The following is a 20,065-nucleotide window of genomic DNA, read 5'->3' as shown; positions in this document are numbered from 1 at the left end:
TACACCTCGTAAACTGGAGCGCCAGCCCGGTCCTTTTTTCGTCAATTTTTGCCTTAGCTACGCGCCCCGGTCTTGCCATCGCTCGCCGATTTTTCAGACAGAGCTTAGATCAGTGAGCGCGCGAGTGGCGGGGAATGTCATCGCGTGCCTGGTCCGACGAACGCCTGGGCGAGTGAAACTCGGATCGATGGCTCCCGCCCTGGGGTGGCGCCGTTGGCGGAACCTTGTAATGTGGACGGTATATTCGTGATGACGCGAGGCGTGACGATGCAAGCGGATGTAGTGGTGCTGGGTGCCGGTATGATCGGCGTGTCGACGGCGTTGCAGTTGCAGCGGCGGGGCAGGCAGGTGGCACTGATCGACCGGCGGGCGCCGGGCGAGGAGACTTCCTTCGGCAACGCCGGGCTGATCCAGCGCGAGGCCGTCGAGCCCTACCCGTTTCCTCATGATAGCCGCATGATCTTCAAGGTCATGCGCAAGGGCGGCATCGACGTCAACTACCATCCGCTGGCGCTGCCGACGCTGGCATCGCCGCTGGCGCAGTACTGGTGGTGGTCGTCACCGTCGCGCTACGCCAGGGTCGCACGTGAGTACAGCCGGCTGATCGAACATTGCCTGATCGAACACGAGAGTCTGATCCGGGAGTCCGATACCGAGGTGCTGGTGCGCCGGACCGGCTGGCGTACGGCGTTTCGCACTCCGGCGGCCATGGCGCAGGGCCTGGCCTACGCCGAGCGTCTCGAGCAGGAGTACGGCGTCGAGCATGCGGTCGTCGACGGCGCCGAACTCGGCCGGCTCGAACCCGGCCTCAACCATCCGATGGCCGGGGCGGTGCATTGGACCCAGCCCTGGTCGGTGCGCGATCCCGGCGCGCTGGTTGCCGGTTACGCCGAACTCTTTCGCCGGCAGGGTGGCCATTTCGCCAGCGCCGACGCCACGACGCTGTCACGGCAGGCCAATGGCTGGCGCGTCATCACTCGTGAAGGAGTCATCGACGCCGAACAGGCTGTGATCGCGCTCGGGCCCTGGTCGGACACACTGACGCGGCGACTGGGCTATCGTCTGCCGCTGTTCGTCAAGCGTGGCTATCATCGACACTACGCCATGAAGCAGCCGCTCAGCATGGCGATGCTGGATGCCGAAAACGGCATCATGCTGGCACCGATGAACCGGGGCCTGCGGATCACCACCGGCGCCGAATTCGCGCGTCTCGACGCCCGCGCCACGCCGCTGCAATCGGGCAGGGCCGAAGTGGCGGCGCGTCAGATTCTCGATCTCGGAGAGGCGGTCGAAACCTCCCCGTGGCTTGGCGCGCGACCCTGCACCAGCGACATGAAGCCGATCATCGGACCGGCGCCGAAACATCCGGGCCTGTGGTTCCATTTCGGGCACGCGCATCAGGGCTTTACCCTAGGCCCGGCTTCCGGCCGACTGCTGGCGGAAATGATCTGTGGCGAGAGGCCCTATATCGATCCCGCGCCGTATGCCGCGACGCGATTTTGATCGCCAGCCGCGACTTATCGCCAATCGCGACTTCTATCGCCAATCACAGCAAGGTTCGATACGGGCGTCACGCGTCGGCCCGGCCGGGGCGCTTGATCAGCTGGCGGAACTTCGGCAGCTGTCGAGCGATGGGCGGAATACGCAGGATCATCAGCAGGGCACCGACGGCGGCGTAGAGGCTCCACTGCTCCAGGTCGGCACGGACCACCCACAGAAAGTGCAGCAGCCCCAGCCCGAGCACCAGATAGACGATCTTGTGCAGCGGCTTCCAGCGCTTGCCGAGTTTGCGCATCGACCATTTGTTGGAGGTCACGCCCATCACGATCAGTCCGGTCAGCGCCAGCATGCCGACGATGATGTAGGGGCGACGAACGATCTCGCTGCCTAGCCGCGACAGATCCAGCCCGAGAATGAAGACGGCATAGCAGAACAGGTGCAGCAACGCATAGGCCAGCGTCCACAGGCCGAGCTGGCGCCGGATCAGGGTGAAGCCTTTCCAGCGCGTCAGCTTGGTCAGCGGGGTCAGGCTGAGCGTCAGCAGCAGCATCCACAGAATGCCCTGGCCGATATTGAGCAGCAGATAGCGTCCGGGCTCCGGGCCGGCGGCGTTGATCGCGACCTGAGAACTCCAGTAGGCCAGCGGCACCAGCGCGGCGATGAACACCGCGATGCGCCAGAGCGTCAGCGTGTGGCGTGGCATCGACATCAGAAGTTCTTCCTCAGGTCCATGCCCTGATAGAGGCTCGCGACCTCGTCGGCGTAGCCGTTGAACATTCGCGTGTCGATGATGTTGGGATTGAACAGGCTGTTGGGCAGCCGGCGTTCGGTAGCCTGGCTCCAGCGCGGATGGTCGACCTCGGGATTGACGTTGGCATAGAAGCCGTACTCGTCCGGGGCGATCGCCTGCCAGGAGTTCACCGGCTGCTCCTCGACCAGCGAGATGCGCACGATCGACTTGATGCTCTTGAAGCCGTACTTCCACGGCACGATCAGGCGGAAGGGCGCCCCGTTCTGGTTGGGCAGCTCGCGGCCGTACATGCCGAGCCCGAGAATCGCCAGCGGGTGCATCGCCTCGTCCATGCGCAGGCCTTCGGTGTAGGGCCAGTCGATTAGCGCAAACGACGAGTCCTGCCCCGGCATCTGGTCCGGCGCCACCAGCGTCTCGAACTTGACGTATTTGGCCTTCGACGTGGGCTCGGCGCGCTTGATCACATCCCCCAGCGGGATCCCCAGCCACGGAATCACCATCGACCACGCCTCGACGCAGCGCAGCCGGCAGATACGCTCCTGCAGGCGCGACGGTTTGGCGATGTCCTCGAGGTCGAAGCGCCCGCCATTCGCGACCTCGCCGTCGATCACCACACTCCACGGCTGGGTCTCGAGGGAGTCGGCGTTGCGCGCGGGATCGCCCTTGCCGGTGCCGAATTCGTAGAAGTTGTTGTAGTGAGTGGCGTCTTCGAAAGGCATCAGCTTGTCCAGCTGGCGATCGGCGGGTACCACGCTATCCCACTCGGCGTTTTCCAGTTTGGAGACTAACCAGGCCGGCGGGCTGCCAGCCGGTACGTCCTGATAGTCGGATGCGGCGGCCTGGGCTCGCCCGGCCAGCGCCAGCCCGGCTCCGACGCCCGCCAGGCCGCCCATGAAGCGACGGCGCGAGAGATAGACCGACTCCGGGGTGACGTCCGATTCGCGCAGATCGCTGGGTTTGGCAATCTTGATCAACATGATGAGTCTCCAACCGCCCATAGTGGCATGTCGTGGATACGCTGGCAGCGCGCGGCTGGATGCGCCTTGGCCATTCGGCGCGCGCCGAGGCTTGCTGCCCAGGCCGCTTGTGCGGATTCTCGTGGGGCAAGCCTCGTATGACGCTCAGTCTAGGTGATCTATTCCCTCGCCCATGTCAAAAAATTCGGGTCGCGCTCAGATGATCCCCAGCCATCGCCACCAGACGAAGTCCAACGGCCACAGCAGCACGATGGTGATCAGCGCCAGCGGCAACGTGATCCGCATGGCCTGGCGGATGCTCACCCCCGAGGTAAGCAGGCCAATGATCAGCGGCGGGGACTGATAGGGAAACACCACGGTCGAGAAGCCAATGACCTGGGACATCACCACCGCGGAGGGTGACCATCCGGTGACATCGGCCAGCTGCGGCGCCAGCGGCGTCATCACGGCAGGGACGCCAGGCAGCGTGACCAGCATGCCCAGCACCGTGGCGATCACCGAGAGCCAGGCGAAGTTGCCGACGGTCGCATCCGGCGATAGTGGCAGCACCGCGAGCAGCCGGCCGGCGATCGCCTCGCCCAATCCGCTCTGATGCGCCAGGGCGCCCAGGCTGACGATGCCGGCCACGTAGATGAACGGCTCGAGATTCATCTGCTGCAGTGGCCGGGCCGGCAGCAGGCCGCTGCCGGGGAACAGGCAAGCCAGCGCCACCACCATGCCGATCCAGGCCGGCGAAATGCCGTGCCAGGCATCGGTCATCCACATCAACACGGCGAAGGCCAGCAGTGCCCCCATCATGGCGCCACCGCGGCCAAGCTTCGAGGGCGGCTCCGTCGAGAACGGCGATGGCGCGGCAGCGCGGAACTGCCACAGGATCAATCCCATGATCAGCAGCCACTTGAGCAGTCCCAGGATCGGAAAGTGCAACAGCAGATATTCGCCATAGCTGGGCGAGAAGCCGAGCACTGCTTCGCTGGCCCCCATCAATACGTTGTTGGGCACGTTGGCCGGCAGGATCGTGAAAGTGGGCAAAAAGCTCGACATGATGCCGCTGAGCAGCACGCCGGTACGCCCGGGATCGTCTTCGGCGTAGCCGAACCGATCGGCCAGCATCAGCAGGATCGGCACCAGCAGCACGATCCGGCCCATCGCCGACGGCATGAAGAACGAGGCGATCAATCCCAGCAGGCCCACGCCGACGACCGCCTGTGGATAACCTGACGCGAGATGAGGCCCGACTCTGGCGGCAACGCGCTCGCCCAGGCCGGTGTAATTGATCGCGGCGCCGATCACCATGCCCGAGAACACCAGCCAGGTCGCCGCCGATTCGAACCCGGCGAACGCCGTCGACGCCGGCGCGACCTTGGCCACGGTACACAGGGTGAAGAAGATCAGTGCGGTCAGCCATTGCGGCAGCCAACCGGTGGCCCACAGGCCGATGCACAGGACCACCACGATACCGGCCTGCAGCACCGAGCCGTCGGCGCTACCCAGCAACAGCCAGCCGAGCGCGCCCAGCAAGGCCAGCAGTGAAACCCCCAAACGCCAGGGAAGAACGGCAACCGAAGAGGACATCGCGACGAATCCAGGGACGAGCGAGGCGGCAGTATACCAGCGCGTGATCCGACCGCTGGTCCATCTCTTTCGGCGTCAGCGCTGCAGGCTCAATAAGGTAATGGTAATCAGAATGATCGCCATGCCCGCCAGCTGCAGCGGAGCGAGCGTCTGCCCCAGCACGACGAAGCCGAACAGCGATGCCGTGACAGGCTCCACCATGGCGACCATCGAAGCCGCCGAGGGCGAAGTTCGCCTCAGCCCGGGCAAGTAGAGGTAAAAGGAGATACCCGCGCCGAACAACCCCAGCAACAGGAAACCGTAGGCATCGTCGGTGAATGGCACTTTCTGCATCTGTTCGAAGTCGACGAACGCCAGCAACAGTAGCGTCAGGACAAGGAAAGCGATCGACAGCACGGCCTGTGCCGGCCCCTGTGCCCTGGCGTAGCGAAAGCCGAAGATGAAAAGTGCATAGGACAGCCCCGACAGCAGGCCGCAGGCGATTCCCCAGACCGAGACCTGGCCCGTGCCGCTGCGCAGGATATCGGTCAACAGCACGATACCGACCATCACTGCGGCGATCGAGGCCCATTTGCCCAGTGTCGGTTTCTCCAGGCCACAGGCGAACGACACCAGAAAAACGAACAGCGGTGCGGTGTACATCAAGGTGGCGGCAATCGCCACATTGGCGTTCGAAATGCTCAGAAAATAGAAGGTGAAGTTGCCTGCCACGCCTAAACCCGCGACGACCGACCAGGCGGCGAGTCGCCAGTCGAAACGCAGGTTGCGCAAGGGATGGACGACGAACCAGGCCAGCATGCAGGCAAGGCCGATCGCGCCGCGATAGAACGATATCAGGTAAGGGTCCCAGCCCTGTTGCATTAGCAGGCTCGCCAGGCCGCCGGATATCCCCCAGAACATCGCTGCCAACGTGATAAAGAGCGTTCCCTTCAGTGATCCTGACATAAAGCATCGGCCTCCCTGGCCAAGGTCGGTATCTGTCGTTGTCGCTCCAGGCCCGCGCGGATCCGATCGACGACCATGCGGTCAGCGTAGATGATGTATCGAGGTATCGAATGCATGGCCTCGTGATCGTTTTCTTCTAGGCTAAAGATTTGGGCAAACAGTGCGATGGCGCACATTGGTCGGGAGGAACGGGGGTGAAACCGGTGACGAAGATTTCGATGGCGACGCTCTGCCTGAGTGGCGAGATGAGGAACAGGCTGGAGGCGATCGCACGAGCCGGATTCGAGGGCGTGGAGATATTCGTCGACGACCTGCAGTCGAGTGGCTTGTCGCCGCGAGCCGTGGGCGATCGTTGCCGCGAGCTTGGCCTGACCGTGGTGGCGCTACAACCGTTTCGGGACGCCGAGGCGCTACCGCCCGCTCTGCATCGGAAGATGCTCGACGACGCCAACCGTCAATTCGATGCGCTGGCCGATCTCGGCGGTGACTTCCTGCTGGCCTGCAGCAACACTCGGGAGGACGCCTCTAGCGATCCTTTACGCGCCGCCGAGACCCTGAACGATCTGGCAATGCTGGCCGCCGAGCGGGAGATGCGAGTGGGTTACGAGGCGCTGGCGTGGGGGCGTCATGTCTTCGACTACCGCGACGCCTGGGAGATCGTCCGGCAGGTGGATCATACGGCGCTCTCCCTCGTGCTGGACAGCTATCATGTCCTGGCTCGGGAGCTGGAGCTGGACACCCTCGCCACGATTCCCGGTGACAGCATCGGTCTGGTGCAGCTCGCCGACTCGCCCTGGCCGCGGGGGCAGGATCTGCAGTCGCTGAGCCGCCACCGGCGGGCGTTTCCCGGCGACGGTGAGCTACCTCTGGAGCGCTTTCTGGCGGCACTGAACCGAACCGGTTACGCCGGGCCACTGTCGCTTGAGATTTTCAGCGACTCGCTCTCGGTCATGCCGACGGGAATGGCCGCACTTCAGGGCAAGCACGCCCTGGAGTCGCTGCTGGCATCGAAAGATAGAAGAATGGAAAAATAAAAGAATGGAAAAATAAAGAGTCTGGCGCGTTCTACATCAACCACAGATGGCTCAGCCAGATCCCCAGCGCCAGCGTTACCGCGGAGAGCACCGTCGCCATCACCAGCGCAGCGGTGCCGAGCTCGGCGAAGCCGTAACGCTGGCCGAGCAGCGGGTACATGCTCAGCATCGGCGCGCAGGCAAAAATAATGGCTGCGGTCGCGAATGCCGGCGAAAGGCCGGGTATCAGCAGGATCATCAGCAGTACGCAGAGCGGATGCAGCAGCAGCTTGGCCAGCGCGATCTGCGCGACTTCTCCGACCATGCCTCTCACTCGCAGGCCACACAGCGTCCCGCCGATCACGAACAGCGCCACCGGCGACGACGATGCCGCCAGCATCTGCAGCACCCGGGCGATGGGTTCCGGTGGATGCAGGTCCAGCGCGGCCAGCAGCGTCCCCACGGCGATGGCGATGATCAGCGGGTGACGCAGGATGCGCAGTGCCACTGGCTTGAGCGTGGCCCAGAAGCCGTTGTCGGGCTGGCGCGCGAACTCCGCCAGGACCAGCGCTGTGGGGATCACCAGCAGATTCTCGATCAGCATGTTGAGCGCCATGGCGATGCTCGCCGTGGGGCCGATCACCAGCACCGCCACCGGATAGCCGATGAAGCCGCTGTTGGAGGCCGAAGTGCCGAGCGCGTACATCGCCCGGCGTTCCAGCGGCAGATCGCTGCGCCAAGTCATCCATAGGTACATCGCGGCGAAGGCCAGGCCCGATCCGAGACCGTAGGTCAGCAGATAAGAGACGTTGAAGACATCGTCCAGCGGACGTTCCAGCAGCGCCTGGACGACCAGCGCGGGGAGGGCGATATTGATCACGTATCGGCCCATCCCCTGGATATGGGCCTTGTCGACGACACGTTTGAGCACGGCCAGGTAGCCGATGCCCAGCAGGATGAAGATGGGAATGATGGCGCCGAAGATGGTATTCACGCAGGCAACTCTCGCTCTATGTCACGGATCCTCTGGCTGGCGTTGGATGTTTTCTTGTTATCTGTCGCGTGTTCGCAACGCGCATGGCAAGCCCTTCAATTGACCTGCTGCGCGATCAGTTTTGCCTTCTCCCGAAGCAACGGCAGGAAGTCTTTCGTCAATGTCGGTATGTCGATGCGTGCCGCATTGGTGCTGATGTTGATGGCGCCCAACAGCTCGCCATTGGCGTCGAAGGCTGGGATTGCCAGCGAGCGGAGCCCCGAGTCCAGTTCCTGGTCCACAATACAGTAACCCTGTTCGCGAATCTCGACGAGGTGGGCCGCCAGCTTTGCCTTGTCGGTGATGCTGTGTTCGGTGTGCCGCGAGAGAGTGACCTGCTCGAGATAGGCGGCGCGCTCCGCGTCCGGCAACTGCGCCAGCAGGATTCGACCCATGGAGGTATACGCCGCTGGCAGACGCGTGCCGATCGACAACGAAATGGACATCAAGCGGTGATGGGCCGCCGAACGCGCGATATAAGTCACCTCGTCACCATCGAGTACGCCCATCGACGAAGATTCGCCCGTGGCATCGGTGATGTCTTCGAGGTGCTGTTGAATGACGCTGCGATAACCGTTGGAGGAGAGAAAGGCATAACCCAACTGGAGCGCCTTGGGCGCCAGTTCGAACGAGCGATGCTGTTTGCGCACGTAGCCCAGCGCATGCAGCGTCAATAGGAATCGCCGTGCACGTGCACGGTTCATTCCCGTCTTGGCGGCGACCTCGCTGAGCGTCATCCGTGGTGACTGCTGATCGAACGCGAGTATTACCTCGAGCCCGCTGGCCAGCGCGGTGACGAAGTCGCGGTCGTCAGGGTTGAGCATTTCATCCTTGCTGGGCATGCCTGGAAATTCCTTACTGTCTATCGAAGCGATGTTCACGAGCTTAAGGGGTAAAAGAAAAGTTCGAAAGCCGAACTTCTGTTCTGAAATGATTCGCCAATGAAAAGTTTAAGCACCGTTGGCAGGAAAAGGGCGGGGGGAAGGACAGGAGAGTGATAGCCAGCCGGTTATAGATTCGATGCGGATGAGACCAAAGTCGTGGTTAGGCCTCAGGTCGCGCGGTTGCTGCGTTTTACCTGAATTTCAGCGAATAGCGGCGGCGGATTTTCGGGGGAAACTTGACACTCGTCGATAGTGAAAGTTCATAATGCGAACTTATTGACGCTATTCGAACAATCGGGCGCCGAGTCTATCTGTCTCACCGACATGCCTGTCCCGACTGTCAGCGGCTATTGTCAACAGTGAGGTCATGGAGGCCATCATGCGAGCCATCGCCACCGTCTGTCTGAGCGGGGATCTGCACAGCAAATTGGAAGCCATTGCGCGAGCCGGCTTCGATGGCGTGGAGATTTTCGAAAACGATCTGCTCTCCTTCGACGGCTCTCCGGCTGACGTTCGCGAGCTTTGCGTCAGGCTTGGTCTCGAAATCGTCGCCTTCCAGCCGTTTCGGGATTTCGAGGCGATGCCCGAGCCGCAGCGCGGGCGTAATTTCGAGCGCGCCAGGCGCAAGTTCGCGTTGATGCGCGAGCTCGGTACCGATTTCATGCTGATCTGCAGCAACGTATCGCCACAGTGCATCGATGACCTCGATCAGGCTGCCGCCGACCTTCGCGAACTGGCCGAGATCGCCGCCGAGCAGGGGCTCAGAATCGGCTTCGAGGCGCTCGCCTGGGGGCGCTACATTAGTGACTATCGCGATGCCTGGGAGGTGGTCAAACGCGCTGACCACCCTGCGTTGGGCGTGGTGCTGGATAGCTTCCACATTCTGTCGCTGAATCTCGAACTCGAAACCATGGCGGCGATTCCCGCCGACAAGATCGCCTTCGTACAGATTGCAGACGCGCCGCTGATGGATATGGACGTGCTTCAGTGGAGCCGCCATTTTCGCTGCTTCCCGGGCCAGGGACGTCTACCGCTGGACACTTTCATGCAGTCACTGGCGCGAACTGGCTATGCGGGGCCATTGTCGTTGGAAATCTTCAGCGACGTCTTCCGCGCAGCGCCCGCCGATGCCAACGCCAAGGATGGTTTGCGTTCACTGATCTGGTTGGAGCAACTGGTGGAGGATGCGCCCTGGTCTCGGCCGGTGCCCCCGCAGACGACCTACGATGGCGTGCACTTCATTGAATTCACTCTCGATGAAGAGAGTGCGGCACCGCTGGGTGAGCTGCTGTCGTCTCTGGGTTTTCGTCATATCGGCCGTCATCGCTCCAAGAACGTCGAGCTCTGGCGGCAGGGTGACATCCACCTGGTGCTCAACTTCGAGACCGACAGTTTTGCTCACACCTTCCGTCTGCTTCACGGCACTTCCGTTTGCGCCGTCGGTTTCCGGGTCGATGATCTGGAAGCGGCAACAACAAGAGCCAGTGCTTATCGGGCGCCCAGATTCCAGGGGCCCGTGGGCGACGGCGAGATGGAAATCCCCGCGCTGCGCGGTATCGAAGGGAGCCTGATCTATCTGGTCGATGAAACCCAGGCCCGAGTGCAACAATGGACGACGGACTTTGTGCTGTTCGACGATGACGAGAAGCCGGAAGCGGGACTGGTCAACGTCGACCATCTCTCCTACGTATTGCCACCGACCCAGCTGCTGGGCTGGCAGCTCTTCTATCGTACGGTGCTCGGTTTCACCGCCGGCAGTGAAAACGAGATTGCCGACCCACGAGGTATGGTGATCAGCCAGACGATGACCAGCCCCGAAGGCTCCATTCGGATTCCTCTCAATGCCTCTCGCGCACACGAGACGATGTCGGGACGTTTCCTGTCCGAGCATCAGGGGGGCGTCCAGCAGATCGCGTTCGCCACTCCCGATATCTTCACGACGCTTGAGACGATGCAGGCGCGGGGGCTGCCCATGCTCAAAATCCCGGCAAACTATTATGAGGATCTGGCTTCCCGCTACGATCTCGATGAATCGCTGCTGGAAGCGATGCGCGAACGTAACGTGCTCTACGATCGTAACGAGGACGGTGAGTTCTTCCACGCTTACACCCGGACGTTCATGGGGCGCTTCTTCTTCGAAGTGGTAGAGCGCCGCAATGGCTATTCGCAGTTCGGTGCCGCCAACGCGGGGATTCGCCTGGCTGCGCAGGCCGGTCAGAAGCCCTGACCGTTAACCGGCGTGCAATGATCGGCTGTCACAGAAGGAATGACAACGTGCCGCTACGAGATGTGCCACAAGAGGGAAGACGCATGCGCCTGGGTTTGATTGGCAAGGGAATTCTTCACTCGAGTTCACCCGATCTCCACACCCGGTTGGGGCGTTTCACGCAGCTCTCCGTCACCTACGATCTGTTCGATACGCTGGTGGAGCCGATCGAGTCACTGGCATCGGCCGTCACCGAGATTCGTGCCTCGGGCTATCGTGGCATCAATGTGACGTATCCCTATAAAGAATCGGCACTGGCACTGGCGGATCGGCACGGAGAAGGTGCAGCGCTGGTCGGGGCTGCCAATACGCTGGTCTTCGAAGCCGACGGCATTCGCGCCGAGAACACCGATTTCACCGGCTTCATCAGCGGCTATCGCGCTACGGTGGGAACGCGTTCGCCGGGCCGTGTGCTGCTGATGGGGACCGGCGGCGTCGGCAAGGCCGTCGCCTTCGGCCTGGGTAAACTCGGAGCCGAAGAGGTCCGGCTGGTGGATCTGGATACCGCCAAGGCGGGAAAGCTCGCGGACCAGCTCAACGAGGCCGGATTCAACGCCAGCGTGCTGGCATCGGCGGCTGATTCAGCAGCACTGGAGGCTGCCATGTCCGAGTGCGATGGCCTGGTCAACTGCACGCCGATCGGCCATGAGAAGAGCCCTGGATGCCCGTTTCCCGCTGACGGCATCCGTGCCGATCAGTGGCTGTTCGATGCCGTCTACGTCCCTGCCGTGACCGAGCTGATCGCTGCCGCTCATGATTCGGGAGCACAGGTCATCAGCGGGGTCAGCCTGTTCGTCTTTCAGGGGATCGATGCCTTCAAGTTCTTCTGCGACGACGCGAAGACGCATGCCAGTGTCGACGCGCAGGCCGCAACGTTGTTCGATCACTATCGGCAAACGCTCGCTCGATAACCGGTGTGTTGATCCTCTTCGTGACGACCGAGCCCGTGACCACCAGGCTGGACGTCACATCGCGTCAGATGCCAAACGTTGTCGGGACAGGAACTCTACATGTTCGATCACTTCTTTCGTCATCCTTTCATGAGCCGTACGGGGATCGACGCCCTGCGTGCCGAATGTGTCGTCGCCGCGCTATGCCAGGTGGAACTGGCGTTGGCCCAGGCTGAAGAGAGCGAGGGCGTTTTGACCGCGGGCACCGCCGAGGCGCTGGCCAGCGCGCTTCGCCCCGAAGCGTTTGATCTCGAGGCGCTGGCGGATGATGTCGGCAAGGGCGGCAATGTCGCCATTCCTTTCGTCAAACAGGCCAAGGCGATGTTGCCGGAGAGGCTTAGGTCGGCCTTTCATCACGGCGCCACCAGTCAGGACATTGTCGATACCGCGCTGATGCTGCTGTTGAAACCACGCCTGGAGGCCTGCCTCACGCATCTGGCGAAACTGCGGCGGGCGCAGGGTGAACTGATGCGACGTCATCGCGATACGCCGATGATTGGCCGGACCCTGATGCAACAGGCGCTGCCGATCACCTTCGGCGTCAAAGTCGCGCAGTGGGCGTGGGGGATGGTTCAGGCGGAACGTCGATTGCAGAGGGTTGTGGACACGGGGCTCTACGTGCAGTTCGGCGGTGCGGTGGGAGTTCATTCCGGACTGGACGCGAGCGGAATGACGGTCATGGCCGATCTCGCGCGAATTCTGGCGCTGGCCGAGCCCATGTTGCCCTGGCATACCGACCGCCAACCGGTTCTGGAACTGATCGGCGCCGTGGATGCCGTGGCGGTTGCAGCGGAGAAGACGGCGCTGGACATCGCGCTGCTGTGTCAGAGTGAAATCGGCGAGCTCAGCGAGCCTGCCGCGCCCGGTGTGGGCGGTTCCTCGTCGATGCCGCACAAACGTAACCCGGTCGCCTGCGCTCGCATTCGTGCTGCGGCGCGACAGATTCACGCGCATCACGGCGTGATTCTCAATGCCGGGGCGCAGCCGCTGGAACGGGGGCTGGGAGAGTGGCATGCCGAGTGGGCGCCGCTGTTGGACGCCGTGATCAGCCTGGAAGGGGCGCTGGAATCGATGGTGCCGCTGATCGAAGGACTGGAAGTCCATGAAGAGGCGATGACCCGTAATCTGCATGTTAGTGGCGGGGTGGTCATGACTGAGCCGGCGACGCGTCTGCTGTCGCGCATCATGGATAGCGGCAGGGCACGGAATCTGGCACAACGAGCCAGTGAAAAGGCGCGGCAGGAACGTCGCGATTACGCTGGAGTGCTGCTCGAAGAACCTGACGTTGCTGGTCGTCTCGACGTCGATACCGTGCACTCCGCACTGGCCATTGACCTATACATTGGTAGTAGTGGCGTTCAGGTGGATCGGTTGCTCTCACGCCCTGATTTTCAATAACGTTATGATTTAAATTGATAAAATATATCTTGAATCAGAACGGCCCATGGCGGGCCGTTTTTGTAGGCATTTGACCTCGCTTTAGCAGCTCGATAGCTTTAGTTCGTATCACAAACCTATGTTCGTTATGCGGCATTTGATTTTGCGCAACGTTCGACTTGTGCGGCGACCGATTCGGCGCATGACGAAAATGACAGTCTCGGAGGGGTAGTACGATGTCAATGGCGATCTGGAAAGCGTCGGTCTGGAAAGTGGCCACGGTCGGTGGATTGATGAGCGTGACGGCGCTGGCGCAGGCCGAAACCATTCGTTTTGCGCACGTCGACCCCGATGACTGGCAAAACTCCAAGAAGGGCGCCGCGGCCGCCATGTTCAAGGCGGCAGTCGAGGCCAAGAGCGATGATCTCACCGTCGAGCTCTACCCCGCTGGCGCGCTGGGTGATGAGGACGAAACCGTTCAGCAGGCGATGGACGGTATGACTCAGGTCGTGATGGTCTCGGGCGCGATGTCCAAGATCTGCCCGGCGGCGGGCGTTCTTGATATTCCTTACATGTTCGATACTGCCCCTCAGGCCTGGAAGGTGCTCGATGGTCAGTTTGGTGACGAGCTGGCGAAGCATTGTCTGGAACAAACGGGCTTGCGCACTCTGGCATACGGCGAGACCGGCTTTCGCAATTTCACCAACAGCGATCACCCGATCAAGACTCCTGCTGACATGAAAGGGCTGAAGTTTCGTGTTCAGGACATCCCGCTCTACGTCGAGATGGTCAAGGGGTTGGGTGGGGAACCTGCGCCGATTCCGTGGTCCGAGACGCCGACTGCGCTCTCCACCGGCGTCGTGGATGGTCAGGAGAATCCGGTCAGCACCATCTACAACAACAACCTGTACGAACTGCAGCAGTACATGACGTTGGATCGACACATCTACGCGACCGACTTCCTGTTGATCAACGACCAGTATTTCCAGTCGCTTTCTCCCGAGGACCAGGCGATCGTCGAGGAGGCCGGTAAGCTGGCCGGCAACATGGGGCGCTCCATCCAGGAGTTCACCGCTGCCAAGGGGCTCAAGGCCGTCCAGGAAGCCGGTATGGAGGTTTACACTCCGACGCCTGACGAGATGGACCAGTTCCGCGATGCGGCTCAGCCGCCGGTCATCGAGTGGCTGAAAAGCGATCTCGGCGACGAGGCCAACTGGATCGACAAGCTGCAGGAGAATGTCGACCAGGTCCGGTCCCAAACTCAGTCACAGTAAAGGGATGGCCCGGCGGGGAGACCCGTCGGGGCGGCGGGTCTGTCTCCCAGAGCCTGTTTCGAAGAGTTCGTCTCGAGGCCCGGTCTGGAAACCCAGCCTCAAAATTCAGCCTCGAAGCCCCCGTCTGGAAAAACCGAATCTAGTCCCCTATCTGGATACCTCAGGATACATCTATGAGTCGATTCTATAGCCGCTTCCATTCCGGCGTTGAGATGTTGCTTGCAGGCGGTGCGGGGCTCTGCATGGCGCTGTTGTTCGTGATTATTTTCGCCAATGCCGTGCTGCGATACTTTGTCGGCAGCTCGTTGGCGTGGGGCGGGCAGTTGCCGATTTTCCTGGGAATCTACGGGGTCATGTTCGGCGTGGCACTGGCCTATCTGCAGGATCGTCATGTGCGTCTGGGACTGCTCGTGGATTTCCTGCCGCTCAAGGCCAGAGAGGGACTCCTTGCCCTGGTCGATCTCTCGGTCATCGTGCTTGGTGCGCTGATCGTCCTGTCCGGGGAACGCTTTCTGGAAAGCCGGGGAGGTATGCGGATATCCGGTATGACCGGATTGGCCGATAACGTGACGGCACTCACCGGGTTGCCGATGTTTCAAGCGCTCAAGACCATGGCGCCCTATCAGTTCGCCATGATTCTGGGCGGCGTGCTGCTGTGGCTGGCCGGCATCTTGCGCCTGATCGATCGTGTTCAGGCATGGCGTCAGCCGGCTGTCGAGTCATCCATGTCCAAGGGAGGTGTGTGACATGGTCTATGCCATCTTGCTGATCGCACTCGTGATCGGCGTGCCGGTTGCCTTCGCCATTCTCGCGGCACTGTTCTATTTCATGGGCACGGCAGGCTTTCCCTATAGCCTGCAGGGCGTCACTACACAGCTCTTTGGCGGCATGAACTCCTTTTCACTGCTGGCGATACCGCTGTTCATCCTGGCTGGCGAGCTGATGAACGAAAGCGGTATCACCATGCGTATCATCGCGTTCTCAAAGGTCGTCATCGGACGCGTCAAGGGCGGCCTAGCCCACGTCAATATCTGGGCATCGGTGATGTTCGCAGGCTTGTCGGGCTCGGCAGTGGCGGATACTTCCGCCCTGGGGCGGGTTTTCATCCCGGAGATGGAGAAAGAGGGCTATCCGCGAGACTTCGCCGCGGCGTTGACCGCAGCATCATCGGTGATCGGCCCGATCATTCCACCCAGTATCCCGGTGATCATCTACGCCCTGATCGTCAGTGGCGTTTCGGTGCCGGCGCTGTTCTTGGCGGGCGTGGTACCCGGCATTCTGCTGGCACTGTTTCTGTCGCTGTATGTCGTGCTGTTTGCCAGCCACTACCAGAAGCGCCCGGTGGAGATGCCCCGCGAGCAGAAGGTCACGATCCTGATCGATGGCATCATTCCCCTGTTGATGCCGGTGTTCGTCATTGGCTCGATTCTGCTCGGTGTGGTGACGCCGACCGAGGCGGCGGCTTTCGCCGTGGCCTATGCGCTGGTCGTCGGGATCTTCATCTTCCGTAAGATCCACTGGCGCTCTCTGCCGGCGATCTTTTCGCGCACCATGGTCGACAGTGCCGTCATCATGATCATCATCGGTGCCGTCGGCGCGGCCAACTGGCTACTGACTTACAATCGCATTCCCAACCTGCTGACCGACTGGACGCTGTCGTTCATCTCGACGCCATGGACATTCCTGGTTGCCGTGATCCTGCTGTTGCTGGTGGTTGGGCTGTTTCTCGAAGGTATCGCCGCCATGCTGGTGCTGGTACCGATCCTGCACCCGATCGCCGTGAGCCTGGGCATCGACCCAGTCCATTTTGGCATCGTGGTGATCTTCAACCTGATGATCGGTCTCATTACCCCGCCCATGGGGCTCTGTCTGTTCGTCGCCGACTCCATTGCCAATGTCGGGATGATGCGGATGACAAGACGCATCCTGCCCATGTTTCTGGTCCAGGTCGTGGTGTTGTTGATCGTCGCCTTCGTGCCCGTCGTGGTGACCGGGCTTCCTCATTTGCTGGGGCTGTAATTGCTGAGAATCATTGACCTGAGAATCATGACTCGAGAACTGTGACCAGGAACATGGCTTAGCGTCATGACGACACGATCCGCTCGATAGCGCTCGAATCCGGTATCCCGACATTGCGTCGGGGTATTGCGCTCGGGCGAGTCGTTTGTCCTTTGATTCGACTCTCCAACGATTCGCTTCCATCGGTTCGTCTCCTATCGGCTCGACTTCGGGGGATGTTCATCGATCTCAGATCCTGTCTGGTCTTGACCCTGTGCCACGAATGATGCCGGTCCCGTTGCCAGGAGCAGGGCTGCCTGCGCCCCCGCTTGCCTCCAGTAGACCGTGTCCGGGTAATGACAGAGGGCATCGATGCACTCAAAAAATTCCTGCTACCCCTTATACATTGGTCGTAATTTTTCCGGCGGGAGCGCCCGTTTGGTGACTGCTGGATAACAACTAAGCAACTGATTACTTGGTTTTTATTGTCTTTTTCAAAGCGTCATGGCGATGAGATTTTCCGATTTTTCCCTGTTTGACCACAGGGTATCGAGACGATAGCTTTGTTCGTATCACAAACCAGTGTTCGTTTAGCGAACACTATCGAGAGTCGAACGCACATGGCTGAATTTCTCTCTCTGCGCGACGCTGTTGCGCGTTACGTCGAGGATGGTGCGACCCTTGCCATGGAAGGGTTTACCCATCTGATTCCCTTTGCCGCCGGTCATGAAGTGATCCGCCAGCGCAGGCGTGATCTCACGCTGATCCGGATGACGCCGGATCTACTCTACGACCAGATGATCGGTGCCGGTTGCGCCAAGCGGTTGATCTTCTCCTGGGGGGGCAATCCCGGTGTCGGCTCGCTGCATCGGCTACGCGACGCGGTCGAGAAGGGCTATCCCCATCCAATCGAGATATTCGAACACAGCCATGCGGCCATGGCCTGCGCGTTCGAAGCCGGCGCGGCCGGGCTACCGCTTGCGGTGCTGCGCGGCTATGTCGGCAGCGATCTACCCAAGGTCAACCCTCAGATCCGGTTCATCGAGTGTCCGTTCAGCGGCGAGCGCCTGGCGGCAGTGCCGTCGGTGCGGCCGGACGTGGGCATCGTTCACGCGCAGCGGGCCGATCGCCAGGGCAACGTGCTGGTCGAGGGCATCGTCGGTGTACAGAAGGAAGTCGTGCTGGCGGCCGAGCGTAGCATCGTCACGGTCGAGGAGATCGTCGATGATCTCGCCGCCGGCCCCAATGCCTGCGTGATTCCAGGCTGGGCGATCGATGCCATCGTGGTAGCAGAACGCGGTGCCTATCCATCCTACGCCCACGGCTACTATCCGCGGGACAACGCCTTCTACAAGGCCTGGGACGCCATCGCCCGCGATCGCCAAGCCTTCGATACGTGGCTTCAGGACCATGTCTTCAGTCAGGGAGACGATGCATGAGCGATACGACTGTCACTCGACCCTATACCGCCGCCGAAATGATGACCGTGACCGCCGCCCGGGCGCTGAGCAATGGCTCTACCTGTTTCGTGGGCATCGGTCTGCCCAGCGAGGCGTCCAATCTCGCGCGCCTGACGCACGCCCCGGAAGTGGTGTTGATCTACGAATCCGGCACCTTGCAGACCCGGCCCGATGTGCTGCCGCTGTCGATTGGTGATGGCGAGCTATGCGAGACCGCGCTGACCACGGTCTCGGTGCCCGAAATGTTTCGCTACTGGCTGCAGGGCGGTCACGTCGATGTCGGCTTTCTCGGCACGGCGCAGATCGACCGTTACTGCAACCTCAACACCACACTGATCGGCGACTATCGCGAGCCCAAGGTGCGGCTGCCGGGCGGCGGCGGGGCGCCAGAGATCGCGACCTGTGCTCGGGAAGTGTTCATTACGGTCAAGCACTCGACACGCACCTTTGTCGAAGCGGTGGATTTCGTTACGACGGTCGGCTTCGGCCGCGACGGAACCGCGCGCAACGGTGTGCCCAACATCGGCCGTGGGCCAACCCGCGTGATCAGCGATCTCTGCGTGATGAAGCCGGACCCCGAGACCAAGGAGCTGGTAGTGGTCTCGCTGCATCCCGGGGTCACTCGCCAGCAGGTGCAGGAGGCGACCGGTTGGGAGATTCGTTTCGCCGCGACGCTTGAGTCGACACCGGAACCGGATGACACCGAACTGACGGTTCTGCGTGAGCTCAAGGCGCGTACCGACCGTCACCATGCGGGCGATCAGGCTGGTGGACGCGCCGACGACCAGGCAGACGATCAAGCGGACAAGGGTGCCAATTCATGAACGACGTCTATCTGTGCCACCCGCGCCGCACCGCCGTCGGCAAGTTCGGCGGTGCGCTGTCATCGCTGCGGCCCGACGACATGGCGGCGCGCATCTTCGAGGCCGTGTTACGCCAGGCGCCGGATCTCGATCCCGCCGCTATCGATGACGTGATCATGGGCTGCGCCAATCAGGCAGGCGAAGATAATCGCAACGTCGCGCGCATGGCGTTGCTGCTGGCTGGGTTGCCCACCAACGTGCCGGGTTCGACCATCAATCGCCTGTGCGGTTCGAGCATGGATGCCATCGGCACCGCGGCGCGGGCGATTCGCGCCGGCGAGGCGAATCTGATGCTGGCCGGCGGGGTCGAGTCGATGTCGCGGGCACCGCTCGTGGTCGGCAAGGCCGAGACCGCCTTCTCGCGCACCCAGGTCCTGGAAGACACCACCATTGGCTGGCGGTTTATCAATCCGCTGCTGAAAGCGCAGTACGGCGTCGATTCGATGCCGGAAACGGCGGAAAACGTTGCGGAACAGTTCAATATCTCGCGGGACGATCAGGATCAGTTCGCCTTTGATTCTCAGCGCAAGACCAAGCGCGCCCAGGACAGCGGCCGCCTGGCGCTGGAGATCGAGCCGATCGAAATTCCCCGGCGCAAGCAGGAAGCGCTGATCTTCGATACTGACGAACACCCGCGAGCGACCAGCCTGGAGAAGCTCGCCACACTACCAACCCCATTTCGTGCCGCCGGTTCCAGCGTTGCCGGCACCGTCACCGCCGGCAACGCCTCCGGTGTCAACGACGGTGCGGTAGCGATGATCGTTGCCAGCGAGGCGGCGGTGAAGCGTTACAACCTGGTGCCGATGGTGCGAATTCACGGCATGGCCACCGCCGGCGTCGAGCCCCGCATCATGGGTATCGGCCCGGTGCCCGCCTCGCAGAAGTTGCTCAAGCGCCTGGGCATGACGCTCGATCAGCTCGATCACATCGAACTGAACGAAGCCTTCGCCTCCCAGTCGCTGGCGTGTCTTCGCGAACTCGGTCTCGATGACAACGACCCGCGCGTCAACCCCAATGGCGGCGCGATTGCGCTAGGGCACCCGCTCGGCATGTCGGGCGGTCGCATCATCACCAGCGCCATGCACGAACTGCAGCAGAAAGGCGGTCGCTTCGCGCTTTGCACCATGTGTATTGGCGTCGGACAGGGGATCGCCACCGTTCTCGAGCGGGTGTGATCGACGTCGATAGCTCGATTTAGG

17 protein-coding genes are annotated in these 20,065 nt (G+C 61.7%); 11 read left to right on the top strand and 6 right to left on the bottom strand.

Translation table 11 applies throughout. The features are described 5' to 3' along the window. Positions 1-267: 267 nt before the first annotated feature. Entirely contained in the window at positions 268-1,503 is a 1,236-nt protein-coding gene (locus DOM36_RS19190) for an FAD-dependent oxidoreductase (RefSeq protein ID WP_075569785.1), read from the top strand. A gap of 67 nt (positions 1,504-1,570) precedes the next feature. Here the strand turns inward: DOM36_RS19190 and msrQ are convergent, their stop codons facing one another. From msrQ to DOM36_RS19170, 4 genes are all read right to left on the bottom strand, one after another. Continuing rightward, positions 1,571-2,209 carry a protein-methionine-sulfoxide reductase heme-binding subunit MsrQ gene (msrQ, locus tag DOM36_RS19185; protein WP_110644061.1) on the bottom strand — a complete coding sequence of 213 codons (639 nt, stop codon included), beginning with the start codon at positions 2,207-2,209 and terminating at the stop codon, positions 1,571-1,573. After that, a complete protein-coding gene (msrP, locus tag DOM36_RS19180) occupies positions 2,209-3,228 on the bottom strand; it encodes a protein-methionine-sulfoxide reductase catalytic subunit MsrP (RefSeq protein WP_110644060.1) in 1,020 nt (339 codons plus the stop codon). Before msrP ends, msrQ begins: the two co-directional genes overlap by 1 nt. Before the next feature lie 195 nt (positions 3,229-3,423). After that, positions 3,424-4,803 carry an SLC13 family permease gene (locus DOM36_RS19175; RefSeq protein ID WP_110644059.1) on the bottom strand — a complete coding sequence of 460 codons (1,380 nt, stop codon included), beginning with the start codon at positions 4,801-4,803 and terminating at the stop codon, positions 3,424-3,426. A gap of 75 nt (positions 4,804-4,878) precedes the next feature. Next, complete coding sequence (locus DOM36_RS19170) at positions 4,879-5,748, bottom strand: EamA family transporter (RefSeq protein ID WP_075569781.1); 870 nt, start codon at positions 5,746-5,748, stop codon at positions 4,879-4,881. A gap of 194 nt (positions 5,749-5,942) precedes the next feature. Here DOM36_RS19170 and DOM36_RS19160 point away from each other — a divergent pair, with 194 nt between their 5' ends. Next, on the top strand, positions 5,943-6,782 hold the full coding sequence (locus tag DOM36_RS19160; protein WP_075569779.1) for a sugar phosphate isomerase/epimerase family protein: 840 nt from the start codon (positions 5,943-5,945) through the stop codon (positions 6,780-6,782). Positions 6,783-6,813: 31 nt separating this feature from the next. On the opposite strand, the gene DOM36_RS19155 is transcribed toward DOM36_RS19160, so the two are convergent. Then, on the bottom strand, positions 6,814-7,755 hold the full coding sequence (locus DOM36_RS19155) for an AEC family transporter (RefSeq protein ID WP_232823930.1): 942 nt from the start codon (positions 7,753-7,755) through the stop codon (positions 6,814-6,816). A gap of 95 nt (positions 7,756-7,850) precedes the next feature. Next, entirely contained in the window at positions 7,851-8,636 is a 786-nt protein-coding gene (locus DOM36_RS19150) for an IclR family transcriptional regulator C-terminal domain-containing protein (protein ID WP_110644058.1), read from the bottom strand. Between the two features lie 421 nt (positions 8,637-9,057). Here DOM36_RS19150 and DOM36_RS19145 point away from each other — a divergent pair, with 421 nt between their 5' ends. The 9 genes from DOM36_RS19145 to pcaF all read left to right on the top strand — a co-directional run bounded on the left by DOM36_RS19145 (position 9,058) and on the right by pcaF (position 20,041). Then, positions 9,058-10,905: a sugar phosphate isomerase/epimerase and 4-hydroxyphenylpyruvate domain-containing protein gene (locus DOM36_RS19145; protein WP_110644057.1), complete on the top strand. Its 1,848-nt coding sequence runs from the start codon at positions 9,058-9,060 to the stop codon at positions 10,903-10,905. A gap of 83 nt (positions 10,906-10,988) precedes the next feature. Beyond that, positions 10,989-11,855, top strand: coding sequence for a saccharopine dehydrogenase NADP-binding domain-containing protein (locus DOM36_RS19140; protein ID WP_110644056.1), 867 nt, complete (start codon positions 10,989-10,991; stop codon positions 11,853-11,855). Positions 11,856-11,954: 99 nt separating this feature from the next. After that, the gene (locus DOM36_RS19135; RefSeq protein WP_110644055.1) at positions 11,955-13,292 is read left to right on the top strand and encodes an adenylosuccinate lyase family protein; all 1,338 of its coding nucleotides are present in this window, start codon (positions 11,955-11,957) and stop codon (positions 13,290-13,292) included. Positions 13,293-13,507: 215 nt separating this feature from the next. Beyond that, the gene (locus DOM36_RS19130) at positions 13,508-14,545 is read left to right on the top strand and encodes a DctP family TRAP transporter solute-binding subunit (RefSeq protein ID WP_198651339.1); all 1,038 of its coding nucleotides are present in this window, start codon (positions 13,508-13,510) and stop codon (positions 14,543-14,545) included. A 173-nt stretch (positions 14,546-14,718) separates the two neighbouring features. Next, complete coding sequence (locus DOM36_RS19125; RefSeq protein WP_110644053.1) at positions 14,719-15,291, top strand: TRAP transporter small permease subunit; 573 nt, start codon at positions 14,719-14,721, stop codon at positions 15,289-15,291. 1 nt (position 15,292) lies between these two features. Continuing rightward, the gene (locus DOM36_RS19120; RefSeq protein ID WP_110644052.1) at positions 15,293-16,564 is read left to right on the top strand and encodes a TRAP transporter large permease; all 1,272 of its coding nucleotides are present in this window, start codon (positions 15,293-15,295) and stop codon (positions 16,562-16,564) included. A 599-nt stretch (positions 16,565-17,163) separates the two neighbouring features. Next, positions 17,164-17,982, top strand: coding sequence for a CoA-transferase (locus DOM36_RS19115; protein ID WP_110644051.1), 819 nt, complete (start codon positions 17,164-17,166; stop codon positions 17,980-17,982). Beyond that, the gene (locus tag DOM36_RS19110) at positions 17,979-18,827 is read left to right on the top strand and encodes a CoA-transferase subunit beta (protein WP_110644050.1); all 849 of its coding nucleotides are present in this window, start codon (positions 17,979-17,981) and stop codon (positions 18,825-18,827) included. The genes DOM36_RS19115 and DOM36_RS19110 overlap by 4 nt, the downstream gene beginning before the upstream one ends. Then, positions 18,824-20,041, top strand: coding sequence for a 3-oxoadipyl-CoA thiolase (gene pcaF, locus DOM36_RS19105; protein WP_110644049.1), 1,218 nt, complete (start codon positions 18,824-18,826; stop codon positions 20,039-20,041). The genes DOM36_RS19110 and pcaF overlap by 4 nt, the downstream gene beginning before the upstream one ends. Positions 20,042-20,065: the final 24 nt, after the last annotated feature.

This window comes from Salinicola sp. CPA57, assembly GCF_003206035.1.
In the GTDB taxonomy this organism is placed as follows: domain Bacteria; phylum Pseudomonadota; class Gammaproteobacteria; order Pseudomonadales; family Halomonadaceae; genus Salinicola; species Salinicola socius.
The sequence above is the reverse complement of the archived record's forward strand: the minus strand, read 5'-3'. Positions and strand labels throughout refer to the sequence as shown.